General features: G+C 66.1%; 12 protein-coding genes and 1 tRNA gene. 9 read left to right on the forward strand and 4 right to left on the reverse strand.

Annotation, left to right across the window (positions count from 1 at the left end; translation table 11 throughout):
- Positions 1–52 precede the first annotated feature (52 nt).
- The 6 genes from BMX85_RS03680 to dbpA all read left to right on the forward strand — a co-directional run bounded on the left by BMX85_RS03680 (position 53) and on the right by dbpA (position 6,514).
- Positions 53–129 (forward strand) — tRNA-Met (locus BMX85_RS03680).
- Positions 130–292: 163 nt separating this feature from the next.
- Positions 293–1,093 carry an alpha/beta fold hydrolase gene (locus BMX85_RS03685; RefSeq protein WP_090314311.1) on the forward strand — a complete coding sequence of 267 codons (801 nt, stop codon included), beginning with the start codon at positions 293–295 and terminating at the stop codon, positions 1,091–1,093.
- 4 nt (positions 1,094–1,097) lie between these two features.
- Positions 1,098–2,681 (forward strand): hybrid sensor histidine kinase/response regulator, encoded by a 1,584-nt coding sequence (locus BMX85_RS03690; protein WP_090314312.1) that lies wholly within the window; start codon positions 1,098–1,100, stop codon positions 2,679–2,681.
- A gap of 296 nt (positions 2,682–2,977) precedes the next feature.
- Positions 2,978–4,630: an acid phosphatase gene (locus tag BMX85_RS03695; RefSeq protein ID WP_090314313.1), complete on the forward strand. Its 1,653-nt coding sequence runs from the start codon at positions 2,978–2,980 to the stop codon at positions 4,628–4,630.
- A 127-nt stretch (positions 4,631–4,757) separates the two neighbouring features.
- Positions 4,758–4,982 (forward strand): hypothetical protein, encoded by a 225-nt coding sequence (locus tag BMX85_RS03700; RefSeq protein WP_090314314.1) that lies wholly within the window; start codon positions 4,758–4,760, stop codon positions 4,980–4,982.
- A 92-nt stretch (positions 4,983–5,074) separates the two neighbouring features.
- Complete coding sequence (gene dbpA / locus BMX85_RS03705; protein WP_090314315.1) at positions 5,075–6,514, forward strand: ATP-dependent RNA helicase DbpA; 1,440 nt, start codon at positions 5,075–5,077, stop codon at positions 6,512–6,514.
- 25 nt (positions 6,515–6,539) lie between these two features.
- Here dbpA and BMX85_RS03710 read toward each other — a convergent pair whose 3' ends face one another.
- Positions 6,540–7,757 carry an MFS transporter gene (locus BMX85_RS03710; protein ID WP_090314316.1) on the reverse strand — a complete coding sequence of 406 codons (1,218 nt, stop codon included), beginning with the start codon at positions 7,755–7,757 and terminating at the stop codon, positions 6,540–6,542.
- 75 nt (positions 7,758–7,832) lie between these two features.
- Between BMX85_RS03710 and BMX85_RS03715 the strand changes: the two genes are divergently transcribed.
- Positions 7,833–8,648, forward strand: coding sequence for an AraC family transcriptional regulator (locus tag BMX85_RS03715; protein ID WP_229210265.1), 816 nt, complete (start codon positions 7,833–7,835; stop codon positions 8,646–8,648).
- Between the two features lie 71 nt (positions 8,649–8,719).
- On the forward strand, positions 8,720–9,469 hold the full coding sequence (locus BMX85_RS03720; protein WP_090314317.1) for a hypothetical protein: 750 nt from the start codon (positions 8,720–8,722) through the stop codon (positions 9,467–9,469).
- Positions 9,470–9,484: 15 nt separating this feature from the next.
- Here the strand turns inward: BMX85_RS03720 and BMX85_RS03725 are convergent, their stop codons facing one another.
- From BMX85_RS03725 to earP, 3 genes are all read right to left on the reverse strand, one after another.
- On the reverse strand, positions 9,485–11,083 hold the full coding sequence (locus tag BMX85_RS03725; protein ID WP_090315201.1) for an amidase: 1,599 nt from the start codon (positions 11,081–11,083) through the stop codon (positions 9,485–9,487).
- A gap of 244 nt (positions 11,084–11,327) precedes the next feature.
- Positions 11,328–11,903: an elongation factor P gene (locus BMX85_RS03730; RefSeq protein WP_090314318.1), complete on the reverse strand. Its 576-nt coding sequence runs from the start codon at positions 11,901–11,903 to the stop codon at positions 11,328–11,330.
- Between the two features lie 130 nt (positions 11,904–12,033).
- Complete coding sequence (gene earP, locus BMX85_RS03735) at positions 12,034–13,185, reverse strand: elongation factor P maturation arginine rhamnosyltransferase EarP (protein ID WP_090314319.1); 1,152 nt, start codon at positions 13,183–13,185, stop codon at positions 12,034–12,036.
- Positions 13,186–13,437: 252 nt separating this feature from the next.
- Here earP and BMX85_RS03740 point away from each other — a divergent pair, with 252 nt between their 5' ends.
- On the forward strand, positions 13,438–14,727 hold the full coding sequence (locus BMX85_RS03740; protein ID WP_090314320.1) for a hypothetical protein: 1,290 nt from the start codon (positions 13,438–13,440) through the stop codon (positions 14,725–14,727).
- The last annotated feature ends 29 nt before the right edge of the window (positions 14,728–14,756 follow it).

Raw genomic sequence — 14,756 nt, forward strand, 5'->3', positions numbered from 1 at the left:
AAAATAAGCCCTTGCGGATCGAAGCAGGCCTGTGTATAATTCGGGCCTCAGACGCGGGGTGGAGCAGTCTGGCAGCTCGTCGGGCTCATAACCCGAAGGTCACAGGTTCAAATCCTGTCCCCGCAACCAGATTCAAAAGGCCGTTGATTCTTGCAAAGGAATCAACGGCCTTTCCGTTTTCAGCACCGTCGGCGCGCTACGACTATCTCGTCGCTAGCCGTGCGCGTTTGATGATATCCTTGCCATCTCTTGAGCTTGCAAAAGCGTCATCAATGTCCTGGATACAAATTCTATGCAGCTGAAAGCGCGCAACAATATCAACGTCCATGGCGATGGCGACGCGACCCTGGTCCTGGTCCACGGATTCGGTTGCGACCAAAGCATGTGGCGCCACCTGGTGCCGGCCTTCCAGGACCAGTACAAGCTGGTGTTGTTCGATCTGGTCGGCAGCGGCGGCTCGGACCTGTCGGCCTACGACAGAACCAAATATTCCACGCTGCACGGCTACGCCGACGACTTGCTCGAGATCGTCGACCGGTATGCGGCCGGGCCGACGATCCTGGTCGGGCATTCGGTCAGCGCCATGATCGGCCTGCTGGCCACGAACGCGGCGCCATCCAGGTTCGCCGCGCAAATCATGGTCGGGCCGTCGGCCTGCTACATCGACGACGGCGATTATCGCGGCGGCTTCTCGCGCGAAGACATCGACGATCTGCTCGACACGATGGAGAGCAACTACCTCGGCTGGTCGAGCACCATGGCCCCGGCCATCATGGGCGCGCCCGAGTCGCCGCAGCTGGGGGTGGAGCTGACCAACAGCTTTTGCCGCACCGATCCGGACATCGCCAAGCATTTCGCGCGCGTCACGTTCCTGTCCGACCACCGCGCCGACCTGGCCAAATCGACGACGCCGACATTGGTCCTGCAATGCACCGACGACCTGATCGCCCCGAAGGAAGTGGGCGAGTTCATCCACCGCGCCATTCCCGGCAGCCAGTTGGCGATGATCGAGAACGTCGGCCATTGCCCGCACCTGAGCGCGCCCGCCGCGAGCATCGAGGCCATGCGCGCCTACCTCGCCGGGCTGCGCTGACACCATGCGCGAGCGCCGCAGTTCGGGCTGGGACCTGTGGGAGGACGCGCCGTGCGGCCTGCTGATCGCCGCGTCCAACGGCACGCTGTTGCGCGCCAACGCCACCGTGTCGCGCTGGCTCGGCTACGAACTCGCCGAGCTGATCGGCCACAAGCGCCTGCCGGACCTGATGCCGATGGGCGCGCGCGTGTTCCTGCAAACCCACTGGACGCCGCTGCTGCAAATGCAGGGCTCGGTGTCCGAGGTGCAGCTGGACCTGCTGCACAAGGACGGCCGGCGCATCCCGATGATGCTGAGCGCCATCCGGCGCGAACGCAACGGCGTGCCGCAGGATGAAATCGCGCTGTTGATGGCGGCCGACCGCAAACTGTACGAACGCGAGCTGCTGGCGGCGCGCGCCAAGGCCGAGGCGGCCACAAACGATCTGGAACTGGCGCAGGCGCGGCTGCGCGAGGCGAACGACGCCATGGCTGCGGCGGACCGCCGCAAGGACGAATTCCTCGCCACGCTGGCGCACGAACTGCGCAATCCCCTGGCGCCGATGGCCAACGTCATCGCCACCATGGAACTGCGCGGGGCCGGCGCGCCGCAGTCCGGGCGCGAGCTCGCCGTGCTGGCGCGCCAGGTCGCGCAAATGACGCGGCTGGTGGACGACCTGATGAACGTATCGCGCATCAGCCAGAGCAAGATCGACCTGCGGCTGGAACCGAACGACCTGGCGCAAACGCTCACGTTCGCCGCCGAGGAGGCGATGTCGTCGATCCACGCGGCGGGCCAATCGCTGCGCATCGATCTGCCGGCCTACCCGGTATGGTGCAACGTCGACCGGGCGCGGGTGACGCAGATCGTCGCCAACCTGCTCAACAACGCCAGCAAATACAGCCACCGGGGCGCCTACATCGAGCTGGTCGCCAGGGTCTCCGGCGGCAGCGCGGTGATCCAGGTGATCGACGACGGCATGGGCATCCCGCCGAACCAGCTCGACAACATTTTCGACATGTTCTCGCAGCTCACGCCCGCGTTGGACCGGGCCCAGGGCGGCTTGGGGATCGGCCTGTCGCTGGTGAAGGGCCTGGTCGCGCTGCATGGTGGCGAGGTCGCGGCGCACAGCGCCGGTGTTGGCCATGGCAGCTGTTTCACGGTCCGCCTGCCCTTGATCGCGCCGCCGGCGGACGCGGTGGTGCACGAACCGGCACCGCCGCCCGCGGGCACCGCCACGACGGCGAGCATCGTCATCGTCGACGACAACGTCGACGCGGCCGAGACGCTGGCGGCGGCGATGGAGATGCTCGGTTACCGCACGGTGGTGGCCAACAACGGGCGCGAGGCCCTGCGCGCGATCGCCGAATCGCTGCCGCACGCCGCCATCCTGGACATCGGGCTGCCGGACATGAACGGCTATGAACTGGCGCGAAAAATCCGCAGCGAGCCCTGGGGCAGCAACATCGCCCTGGTCGCGGCGACCGGCTGGGGCCAGGAAGCGGACAAACAAGCCGCGCGCGAGGCCGGCTTCGATCTGCACTTCACCAAGCCGCTGGATTTCATGAAACTGGACCAGCAGCTCCGGCCGTTAATGCCGAACAGCTGAGAACGTCGAGGGTCACACCTCGAGGGTCAAGTCTGGCATTCGGACACGTGCTGAACTTTACTGCTGCCGAGCGGGGTCAAGCGTGGAGGGTCAAGTCTGACATTCGGACACGTGCTGAACTTTACTGCTGCCGAGGCCGTGTCCGAATGTCAGACTTGACCCCCGAGGGTTTTTGAGGCCGTGTCCGAATGTCAGACTTGACCCCCGAGGGTTTTTTTACATTCCGACACATCCAATTGCCGCTGTAAATGCCACAATCATGCTTTTGAGCAGCTCAGGAGGCAATAGTGAAGGATATGGACCCGGTCGAACCACCAGCGCAGCAGGACGCACCCGCCAACCCGGCGCGCCGCCGCATCTTCCAGGCGGCCGCCGCGACCGGCCTGGCCACTTCCCTGCCCGTCCTGAGCGAGGCCGCGCCCGCCAAACAGCCGGCCAAAGGCTCGCTCGACGCCAAACTCAAGGCCAGCGTCAAAAACGTGGTGGTGATTTACCTGGAAAACCGCAGCTTCAACAACTTGTTCGCCAACTTCCCCGGCACCGCCGCGCCGCTGTCGGCCGCGCCGGCCGCCGCCTGTCAGCAACGCGACCGCAACGGCGCGGTGCTGCCGGCGCTGCCGAAAATCTGGGGCGGCATGGTGCCGACGCCGCAGGACATCGGCGGCAAAAAATACGTGCTGAAAGAAGACGACGTCAAAAACCTGCCGAACGCGCCGTTCAAACTGGCCGACGCCGACGGCAAGCCGCTGCCGGAGGCGGTCATCACGCGCGACCTGTGGCACCTGTTCTACCAGAACCAGATGCAGATCAACGGCGGCGCGAACGATGGCTTCGCCGCGTGGGGCAACACCGGCGGCATGGTCATGGGCTACTACGGCGAGACCAATAAAAACCTCGGCCTGTGGAAGATCGCCGAGCAGTTCACGCTGTGCGACAACTTCTTCATGGCGGCCTTCGGCGGTTCCTACCTGAACCACCAGTTCCTGATCACCGGCCGCACGCCGGAATACTTCCACGCGCCGCAAACCGCCGCCAAAAAGAAGATCGCGGTGCTCGACGACGGCCCCACCGGCATGCGCCTCAGCGTGACCAAGGACAGCCCGGCGTCGGCGATGGACGGCATGCCGCTCTACGTCAACAACGGCGCCATCACGCCGGACGGCTACGCGGTCAATACCATGGCGCCGCCCTACCAGCCGAGCTACATCCGCCCGGCCGCCGGCGGCGACAAGCTGCTGGCCGATCCCGACGACGCCGGCACGCTGCCGCCGCAAACCTACGACACCATCGGCGACCTGCTGTCGGCCAAGAAGGTGGACTGGGCGTGGTACGGCGGCGCGTGGCAGGCGGCGCTCGACGCGCGCGGCGGCGGCGAGAAGCCCAACTTCCAGTACCACCACCAGCCGTTCAACTACTTCAAGCAGTTCGCGCCCGGCACCGCCGCGCGCGCCGAGCACCTGCGCGACGGCGGCATGGGCGACAGCCCGATCTCGAACAAATTCATCGCCGACGCCATCGCCGGCAAGCTGCCGGCCGTGACGTTCTATAAACCGCAGGGCAACCTGAATCTGCACGCCGGCTACTCCGACATCGAATCCGGCGACGCCCACATCGCCAACGTGATCGAGCACCTGAAAAAATCCCCGCAGTGGAAGGACATGGTCGTCGTGATCACCTTCGACGAAAACGGCGGCTGGTGGGACCACGTGGCGCCGCCCAAGGGCGACCGCTGGGGACCGGGTTCGCGCATCCCGGCGATCGTGGTCTCGCCGTTCGCCAAGAAGGGCCAGGTCGACCACAGCTTCTACGACACCACGTCGATCCTGCGCTTCATCACGCGCCTGCACGACCTGCCGCTGCTGCACGGGCTGAAGGTGCGCAACGAGGCCTTCGCGGCGCGCCAGGCGACGCCGCCGGGCGACCTGACGGGGGCCTTGAGCTTCCGCTGAGATTCCCCTTGGGGCCGCGTGGGTATGCTACAATCGCGGTTATTACCTCACTGAGCCCGACTCCTGCAGCCGGGCTTTTGTTTTGAGCGGCGCATTTTCGATGGCGCCGTGGGCACGAGATTTTGAAATGAGAGATAAAAAAGATAACGCCACGTTCGACCTGCCCGGTTTCAGCCCGGCCGCGCCGCTCGAACCGGAAGCGAAGCGTCCACCGGCGCCCCGCGCCCGGCGCGCGCAGCTCAAGCAGGAACAACTCGAACTGCTCGATCCGACCGACGCCAGCGGCTTGCCGGTCTGGGTCCGCGACGAATCCCTGGACCTGACCGGCTTGCCGGTGTGGGCGCCAAACTAAATCACTGTCGTAATCAACCCCGCACACAGCATCAGGGCCGGAACGGAGCCTGTTAGACTGTGCTTACGTCCTTTTTGAACAGGCCTGACATCATGACCTCCCCCGACACCACCGCGCCGGAAGGCGACAATACCGCCTTCGCCAGCCTGCCGCTGACCGCCGAATTCCTCGCCAACCTCGACTCGCTCGGCTACAAGTCGATGACGACCATCCAGGCGCAAAGCCTGCCGTCGGTGCTGGCCGGACGCGACCTGATCGCCCAGGCCAAGACCGGCAGCGGCAAGACCGCCGCCTTCGGCATCGGCATCCTGGCCAAGCTCAATCCGGCCTGGTTCGCGGTGCAGGCGCTGGTGCTGTGCCCGACCCGCGAGCTGGCCGACCAGGTGGCCAACGAGTTGCGCCGCCTGGCGCGCAGCACCGGCAACGTCAAGGTGCTGGTGCTGACCGGCGGCTCGCCGATGCGCCCGCAAATCGCCTCGCTCGAACACGGCGCCCACATCGTCGTCGGCACCCCGGGCCGCGTGCGCGACCACCTGGGCCGCGCCACCCTGGACCTGTCCAAGGTCGAGACCTTGGTGCTCGACGAGGCCGACCGCATGACCGACATGGGCTTCTACGACGAAATCGCCGGCATCGTCAGCGCCTGTCCGAAGCGCCGCCAGACCTTGCTGTTCTCGGCCACCTACCCGGACGATATCCGCCGCGCCACCGATTCCTTCCTGGCCGATCCGGTCGAAGTGACGGTCGAAGCGCAGCACGACAACAGCAAGATCGAGCAGCTGTTCTTCGAGATCGGCTTCGACCAGCGCACTGCCGCCGTCGGCAAGCTGCTGGGCCACTACAAGCCGGCGTCGGCGATCGCTTTCTGCAACACCAAGGTGCAGTGCCGCGAGCTGGCCGACGACCTGCGTGCGAAGGGCTTCTCGGCGCTGGCCCTGTTCGGCGAACTGGAACAGCGCGAGCGCGACGAGATCCTGGTGCTGTTCTCCAACCGCAGCTGCTCGGTGCTGGTGGCGACCGACGTCGCCGCGCGCGGCCTCGACATCCCCAACCTGGAGGCGGTGATCAACGTCGACGTCTCCAAGGACACCGAGGTGCACATCCACCGCGTCGGCCGCACCGGCCGCGTCGGCGAAAAAGGCCTGGCGCTGTCGCTGTGCGCGCCCAACGAAAAGAAATGGGTCAAGCTGATCGAGGAGTACCAAGGCTCGAAGGCCGAGTGGTTCGACCTCGACAGCCTGGACGGCGACGACTACGGCGTCGATCCGGCGCCGATGATGACCCTGGTGATCTCGGGCGGCAAGAAGGACAAGCTGCGTCCGGGCGACCTGCTGGGCGCGCTGACCGGCGACGCCGGCCTGAGCAAGGAGCAAGTGGGCAAGATCAACGTGTTCGAGTTCCAGACCTACGTCGCGATCGACCGCCGCGTCGCCTACGAGGCGTTCGACCGCCTGAGCAAGAACAATCCGCTGGGCGGCGACTTCGGCGCCATCAAGGGCCGCAACTTCAAGATGCGCTTCATCGAAGCGTAAGCAAACCAGGCGTCGGTCGCCGCCGCTAACGACGTTGCATTTTCGGCAGCAACACGGTCAGCACGCCGAGCAACGGCAAATACGAACACAGCTTGTAGACGTAGGCGATGCCGGCCACATCGGCCAGGTGGCCCATGGCGGCGGCGCCGATGCCGCTGACGCCGAACATCAGGCCGAAGAAGATACCGGCGATCATGCCGACCTTGCCCGGCATCAGTTCCTGCGCGAACACCACGATGGCGGAGAACGCCGACGAGATGACGAAGCCGATGACCACGCTCAGGATCGCGGTCCACAACAGGTCGACGTACGGCAGCATCAACGTGAACGGCGCGGCGCCGAGGATCGACATCCAGATCACCCGCTTGCGGCCGATGCGGTCGCCGATCGGACCGCCCATGAAGGTGCCGGCCGCCACCGCCGCCAGGAACAGGAACAGATACATCTGCGCCGACGCCACCGACAAGCCGAATTTTTCGATCAGATAGAACGTGTAGTAGCTCGTCAGGCTCGACATGTAGATGTACTTGGAGAACACCAGCAGCGCCAGCACCGCCAGCGCGCCGATCACGCGCCCTTGCGACAGCGGCGATGGCGCCGCCGCGGCGGCCTTGCGCGGCAAGCCGGCCAGGTGGTCGCGGTGCCAGCCGCTCACGCGCACCAGCACCGCGATCGCCGCCACCACCAGCAGCGCGAACCAGGCGATATTGCCCTGCCCCCGGCCGACGATGATGCCGGCGGCCAGCAGCGGCCCGAGCGCCGAGCCGATATTGCCGCCCACCTGGAACAGCGATTGCGCGAAGCCGAAGCGGCCGCCGGAGGCCAGGCGCGCCACCCGCGAAGCCTCGGGATGGAAGGTCGACGAACCGATGCCGATCAGCGCCGCCGCCACCAGCAGCGCGCCGAAGCTGGCGGCGATCGCCATCAGCAGCACGCCGGCCAGCGTGGCGCACATCCCCAGCGGCAGCAGGAACGGCATCGGCTTGCGGTCCGTGTACAGCCCGATCCACGGTTGCAGCAGCGACGCGGTGCACTGGAACACCAGGGTGATCAGGCCAACCTGCGTGAAGTTGAGGCCGAACTGCGCCTTGAGCATCGGATAGATCGACGGCAGCATGGCCTGGGTCAGGTCGTTAAGCAGATGGACCAGCGCGACGGCGCCGAGGATGCCCATGACGGTTTGGCCGTGCGGGCGGAGCGTGGGTGCGGGCGTCCGCGCGCCGGCGGAGGTGGTGGAAGTCATCGTGTCGCCTTGAGTGTCGAAGCTGCCAGTGTATGATGGCTCCCACCGCCACATATTCCATTTTTCGTCGACCAAGTGACAAAATCACCGCCATCCCCCGCCCGCAGCAGCGACCATCGCGACTACCAGCGGGTGCCGCGCGTGGTCACCGCCATGGCGCGCGACGCCGGCCATGGCGTGTCGGCCAAGCCGCACAGCCACGAGCGCGCGCAGCTGCTGTACGCCACCGAAGGCCTGATGCGCGTGCAGACCGAATTCGGCGTGTGGATACTGCCGCCGCGCCGCGCGCTGATGATACCGCCCGGCGTGGTGCACCACTGGACCTCGATCGGCAAGGTGACGATGCGGACCATCTACATCGAGGCCGGCGCGGCGACCGCGTTCGGCGACGACTGCCGGGTGATCGAAGTGAGCCCGTTGCTGCGCGAGCTGATACTGGCGCTGCTGGCGGAACCGGTCGAATATCCGCTGCCGGGGCGCGGCGAGCATCTGGCGTTGCTGATCCTGTCGGAGCTGGCAACGGCGGAGACGGTGCCGATGGCGATCCCGTGGCCGCGCGACCGCCGCCTGCTGGCGGTGTGCGCCGCCATCATGGACGATCCCGGCGGCAAGCGCACGATCGAGGATTGGGCGGCCGACGTCGGCGCCAGCGCGCGCACCCTGATCCGCCTGTTCCCGAAGGAGACCGGCCTGCACTACCGCCAGTGGCTACAGCAGGTGCACCTGGCCGAGGCCTTCGGCCGCCTGGCGCGCGGACAAGGCGTGGGCGAGATCGCGGCGGCATTGGGCTACGCCAGTCCGAGCGCCTTCAGCGCCATGTTCCGCCGCATCCTCGGCAAAACGCCGCAGCATTACCTCACCGAGTGGCGCGCGCCGCTGCAGTCGGCGTGACGGCTTTAAAAGAAGGATAATGCGATGGATAATGCGGCACCAACAAGTTTAAAGATTAAAAGGGAAGATCAATGCGGAAGTTAATCGCGGAGCTGCGCAGGCTTTATTTACCCGACGAAGGCCGCTACGGCGACGCCGACCTGGAACCGCACCTGCGCGGCGAACGGACCATGAGCGTCGATCTGGCCAACGGCGAAGGCCTGGCGCGGGCGCTGATGATCGAATTCCGCAAGCTGCCAGACGAAGGCCACTGGAGCCAGTTGTGCGAGACCGCCAACGCGCTGCAAACGGAGCTGGGACTGCCCGCGCCGGCGGTGAGCGTGTCGGGCGGCGACAGCTACGGCCTGTGGCTGTCGCTCGACACGCCGGTGCCGGCGGCGCGGCTGCGGCAGCTGAAAGCCTTGCTGCACCAGGCTTACTTCGCGCAGCAGGAAATCGACACGGACAAATCGGTGGTCGAGCTGCCGCCATGCCTGCACCAGGCCAGCGGCCTGTGGGCCGCGTTCATCAATCCGGGCATGGGGGCGTCGTTCGCCGACGATCTGGGGCTGGACATGCAACCGCCGGTCGGTGCGCAAACGGCCTTCCTGGAGGGGCTGCGCGGAATGACCGCAAAGGAGTTCGAGCACGCGCTCGAAGTGCTTGGCCGGCGCGCCGGCGCCGACACCGGAAGCGCGGCGACAGCGGCACCCGCGGCGGCGGCGCCGGCCAACACCAGCGCCACGGCGGCCGGCCTGCTGCTCAAGGACGCCAGCATCGAAGACATCGTGCGGCATCTGCAAGAACGCAATATCGAACCGACCTTCCGCTTCCTCAACTAGCGCCCGGGCCCGCCCCTATCTCACCGCCAGCGACACGCTGGGCGGGAACTGCGGCGCGCGCCGGTGCAAGGTGGCCTGCTCGTACGAATAGGCCATGCGGATCAGCGCCGCGTCGCTGTAGGCGGCGCCGACGAACGACAGCCCGACCGGCAAGCCATGCACATAGCCCGCCGGCACGGTGATGTGCGGATAGCCCGCCACCGCCGCCGGCGACGAAAAGCTGCCGGTGAAACGATCGCCGTTGACGAAGTCCGTCAGCCACGCCGGGCCGCCGGTGGGCGCCACCAGCGCGTCCAGCCGGTGCTCGCGCATCACGCGGTCGATGCCCTCGGCGCGCGCGTAACGGTGGTTGTTGGCCAGCGCCTCGCGGTAGGCCGGCGTGTCCAGCCCACCCTTTTGCTGCGCGCGTTCCATCTGCTCCTGGCCGAAGTAAGGCAGCTCCTGCTGGCGGTGTTTTTGATTGAAGGCGATGATATCGGCCATGTTGGCCACCGACGCGTTGGGCGCGTACTCTTTCAGGTAGGCGGCCAGGTCGGCCTTGAACTCGTAGAGCATCACCTCGGTCTCGCTGTCGCCGTACTTGTTCGCGTTCGGCAGCTCGGTATCGATCAGCACCGCGCCCTGCGCGCGCAGTTCGGCCAGCGCTTTTTCGATGACGGCGTCGACGGCGTCGTTCTCGCCGAAGAAGTTGCGCGCCACGCCGATGCGCGCGCCTTCCAGCCCGCCCGTGCGCAGCGACGCCAGGTAGTCGCCGCCCTTGCCCGCGCCCTCCCTGGTGATCGGGTCCTTCGGATCGACGCCGCAGATCGCCGCCAGCATCAGCGCGGCGTCGGCCACGCTGCGCGCCATCGGACCGGCCGTGTCCTGCGAGTGGGCGATCGGGATGATGCCGCTGCGGCTGACCAGTCCCAAGGTCGGCTTGATGCCCACCAGGCCGCAGATCGACGCCGGCGAGACGATCGAGCCGTCGGTTTCGGTGCCCACCGCCAGCGTGGCCAGGCCGGCGGCGATGGCGGCGCCGGAACCGGAGCTCGAGCCGCTGCAATTGCGGTCGAGCGAATATGGATTCAACGTCAGTCCGCCGCGCGCGCTCCAGCCGCTGACCGAATGCGTCGAACGCATATTGGCCCACTCGCTCAAATTGGTCTTGCCGATGATGACGGCGCCGGCCGCGCGCAGTTGCGCGGCCACGTGGGCGTCGCGCGCGGCCCGCACGTTCGACAACGCCAGCGAACCGGCGGTGGTGCTCATGCGGTCGCCGGTGGCGATATTGTCTTTTAACAGGACCGGGATGCCGTGCAGCGGTCCGCGCACGCGCTTCAGATGCCGCTCGCGGTCCATCTCGAGCGCGATCTTGAGCGCCTCCGGATTGATTTCGATGATGGCGTTGATGCGCGGGCCGGCCTTGTCGATGGTGCGGATGCGCGCCAGGTATTGCGACGTCAGCGCGTGCGAGGTCAGCTTGCCGGCCTCCATCATCTGCTGCTGCTCGCGCACGCCGGCATCGAGGATGCCGCCGGCATGCTTGCCGGCCGCCGCGGGCGCGGCCTGGGCCCCGGTGGCGCCGGCGGCGCCCGCCGCCACGCCGATTCGAACAAACTGCCTGCGATCCATACCGTCCTCGTGAATGGTGATCCCGACGATCCGGCGATCGCCGCCACGCAAAATTTGTTGCGTCGCATTAATATATCAGCGCGTTGTCACCACCACCACAAAAATTACTTCTATTTCAGCAATTAATTGCAATTGGCACACGTTTAGACGTAAAAAAAGCACGCCGGCTGCCGCAGGCGTGCTTTTTTGCCACAACATCGCCGATGTTCGGCGATGATCGCGGCTTAATTTCGAACCGTCACACTTAGTTGCGAACGATGCGCTTGTATTCGTTGGTGCGGGTGTCGATCTCGATGACGTCGTCCTGGCTCACGAACAGCGGCACTTGAACCGTGTGCTGCTTCGATTCGATGGCGTTTTCGATCTTGGCTTCCTTCAGGACGTTGCCCGAAGTGTTGCCCTTGACCGCAGGCTCCGAGTACACGATCTGGCGCGCGATGGTGGTCGGCAGTTCGACCGAGATCGCCTTGCCGTCGTAGAACACGGCTTCGCATTCCATACCGTCTTTCAGGTAGTTCAGCGCTTCGCCCAGGTTCTCTTCTTCGATTTCATACTGTTCGTAGTCGGCGTCCATGAAGACGTACAGCGGATCGGCGAAGTACGAGTAGGTCACCGGCTTTTTGTCCAGCACGACCACGTCGAACTTGTCGTCGCCGCGGAAGACGTTTTCCAGCGGGCTGTTGGTCAGAAGATTCTTCATCTTCCATTTGTACGTGAAGCCCGTGCGGCTCGAACCGTTGACATCGGAGCGCAGCACGATGAATGGTTTGCCTTCGACCATGATGATATTGCCAACACGAATTTCTTTTGCAGGTTTCATAGGGAGTGTACGTAAAAAGTAGGTTGCGTAAAAATCATCTGTCGCCGGGCCAAAAGCCGTCAGCTCACGGTTGATCCAGTAAAAATGTGCGAGATTAACCCGGCATTATACCCGGCTTTTCCCGCGCCGCCTATCTCAAGCTGGCGGCAAAACGCATCAGGTTGGCGGCCAGATCGCCATTGGCCAACATCTGTTGCCGCCACTCTTGCGCCCGCGCGGCCATTTGCGGCATCTCCGCGCGCAAGGCGGGCCAGCTGTCCGCATCGCCCTCCTGCCCGGCCGCCGTCGGCGCGCCGTTCCAGTCCAGCGAAAAGCGCTCCAGCGCCGGCAGCGCGCCCGCGTAGCGCCGCAGGAAGGCGCGCAACTTCTTGTGGTGCAGATTTTCATCCTGCGGATAGATGTGCCAGACGAACGGCTTGCCGGCCCACTGCGCGCGCACGAACGAATCCTCGCCGCGCACGAAGTTCAGGTCGCAGGCCCACAACAGTTTGTCGTAGTCGGGTTGCGGCACGAACGGCAGCACCCGCACCGTCAGCGCGCCTTGCGTGGCCGCCGCGCCGACGGTGGCCGCCGCGCCGATGAACGCTTGCACCGCCCCGGCGGCCACGCCTTCGGGCACCAGGCAAACGACGGCCTCGCCGCCCTCGCGCCAGGCGTCGAACAACGCCGCGACCGGCGCGTGCGGATAGCAGAACAGCGAGACCTTGGTCGCGGCCCGCTCGCGCTCGGTCACGCCCAGCCCGGCCAGGAACGCCGCCATCGCCGCCGGGTCCGACTGGAACGCCAGCCGCTCGGGCTCGAGCGCCGCCTCGCGCAGCAGGCCGCCGGTTTTGTCGGTGAAGCCGGGGAAGAAGAAATGCTTGGTCAGCGGCAGACGCGGATGCGGCGACGTCAGCCGGTGGCAGCCCTCGACCCACTCCTCCGCCGTCAAGCCTTCCAGGTTGAACCAGACCGGACGCGGCGTGCATTCGGCCATCGCGGCGATGTAGCCGGGCGGAATGTCGCAGGCGAAGAACTCGATGACGATGTCGGCCACGTCGGCGGCGCCGTAGACGCCGTCCTGGCCGCGCCAGTGGCGCACCGTGACGCCGTCGATCGACTGGCTGTCGGCGGCGGTGGCCACCTGCGGGCACAGGCGCCGGAAGCTGGGCAGGTCGTCCACCCACAGCCGCACGTCGAGCGCGTGTTCGCGCCGCAGCTGGCGGGCCAGACGCCAGCAAATGCCGATGTCGCCGTAGTTGTCGACGACACGGCAAAAGAGATCGAGACTGCGCAAGGACATGGTGTGGTGGCGGTTTACAAACGAGGCTGGATGATACCTGATTAACGTGAGAGGACAACCAAGAATACCAAAACTTCCTTTCCCGCCGCGGGTCCAATTCGTTCCAGCCCAGGGCCGCCGCCACACGACCGCCACACGACCTTGCGGAACGAACGAGAACAATAAACGAGAACAATAAAAGGTGGCGGCGGGTGGCGGCGCGCTGGTGCTGGACCCGCGATCCACAACATGAACCAATAACAAGGAGATGTCATGAATGAGTTTCAACAATACTATGGACAGCAACTAGCGCCGCAACAACTCGGGCCGATGGGACAGATCGGGCAGATGGGCGGCCTCGCGCCCAGCGGCTTCCTCGGCGGCATGTTCGGCGCCCCGCTCGGTGGCCTGATCGGGCGCGGCATCGGCGGCCTGTTCGGCAACGCCAAGCTGGGCAACCAGATCGGCCAGGTGGCCGGCGGCATCGGCGGCTCCTTCCTGCCGCTGGGCGCCGATCCGGTCAGCGCCGCCTATGCGCAGCAACAACAGCTGCAACAGCTGCAACAGCAATTACAGCAGCAACAGATGATGCAGCAGGCAGGCATGCAGCAGCCGGGCGACCTGTCGGCGCAGGGCTGGTTCGGCAACCTCGTCAAGCAGGTGGCGCGGCCGCTGGGCGGCGCCATCGGCGGCGCGTTCGGTAACGCCGGCATCGGCAACACCATCGGCGGCATCGCCGGCCAGCTGGGCGGCATGCTGCCGTTCGGCGCCGACCCGGTGTCGCAAGCCTACGCACAGCAGGCGCAGCAAGAGGCGCAGTTGCAGCAACTGCAGCAACTGCAGCAGCAAGGCCTGGCGCCGCAAGGCTGGTTCGGCAACCTGGTCAAGCAAGTGGCGCGGCCGCTGGGCGGCGCTATCGGTGGCGCCTTTGGCAACGCCGGCATCGGCAACACCATCGGCGGCATCGCCGGCCAGTTGGGCGGCATGCTGCCGTTCGGTGCCGATCCGGTGTCGCAAGCCTATGCGCAACAGGCGCAACAAGAGGCGCAAATGCAACTGCAAAGCCTGGTCGGGCCGACGCCTGGCGTCGGCAGCGGCTGGCTGGGCAACCTGTGGCGCAACCGGCTGTCCAACCACTTCAACGCGCCCCACCCCGGCTACCCGCGCATCGGCAGCCAGCCCATCGGGCAAACGCCGAATCTGCTGCCGTTCGGCGCCGATCCGATGGCGCAAGCCTACGCGCTGCAGGAAGCCCAGATGCAGCAGCTGCAGCAGCTGCAGGATGGGCAGGGACTGACGCCGCAAGGCGGCTGGTTCGGCAACCTGATCAAGAACGTCGCCCAGCCGTTGGGCGGCGCCATTGGCGGGGCGTTCGGCAACGCGGGACTGGGCAACACCATCGGCGGCATCGCCGGCCAACTGGGCGGCATGCTGCCGTTCGGCGCCGACCCGGTCACGGCCGCTTACGCCCAGCAAGCCGCGCAGCAGGCCCAACTGGCCCAGTTGGCCCAGCAGCAAGGCGGTAACGGCGCGATGTACGGCGGTCAGCAAACGCTGCACTGATGCGTTACTGCGACGCCGAGGCGACGGCG

This window comes from Duganella sp. CF517, from assembly GCF_900110275.1.
Classification (GTDB): domain Bacteria; phylum Pseudomonadota; class Gammaproteobacteria; order Burkholderiales; family Burkholderiaceae_D; genus Rugamonas.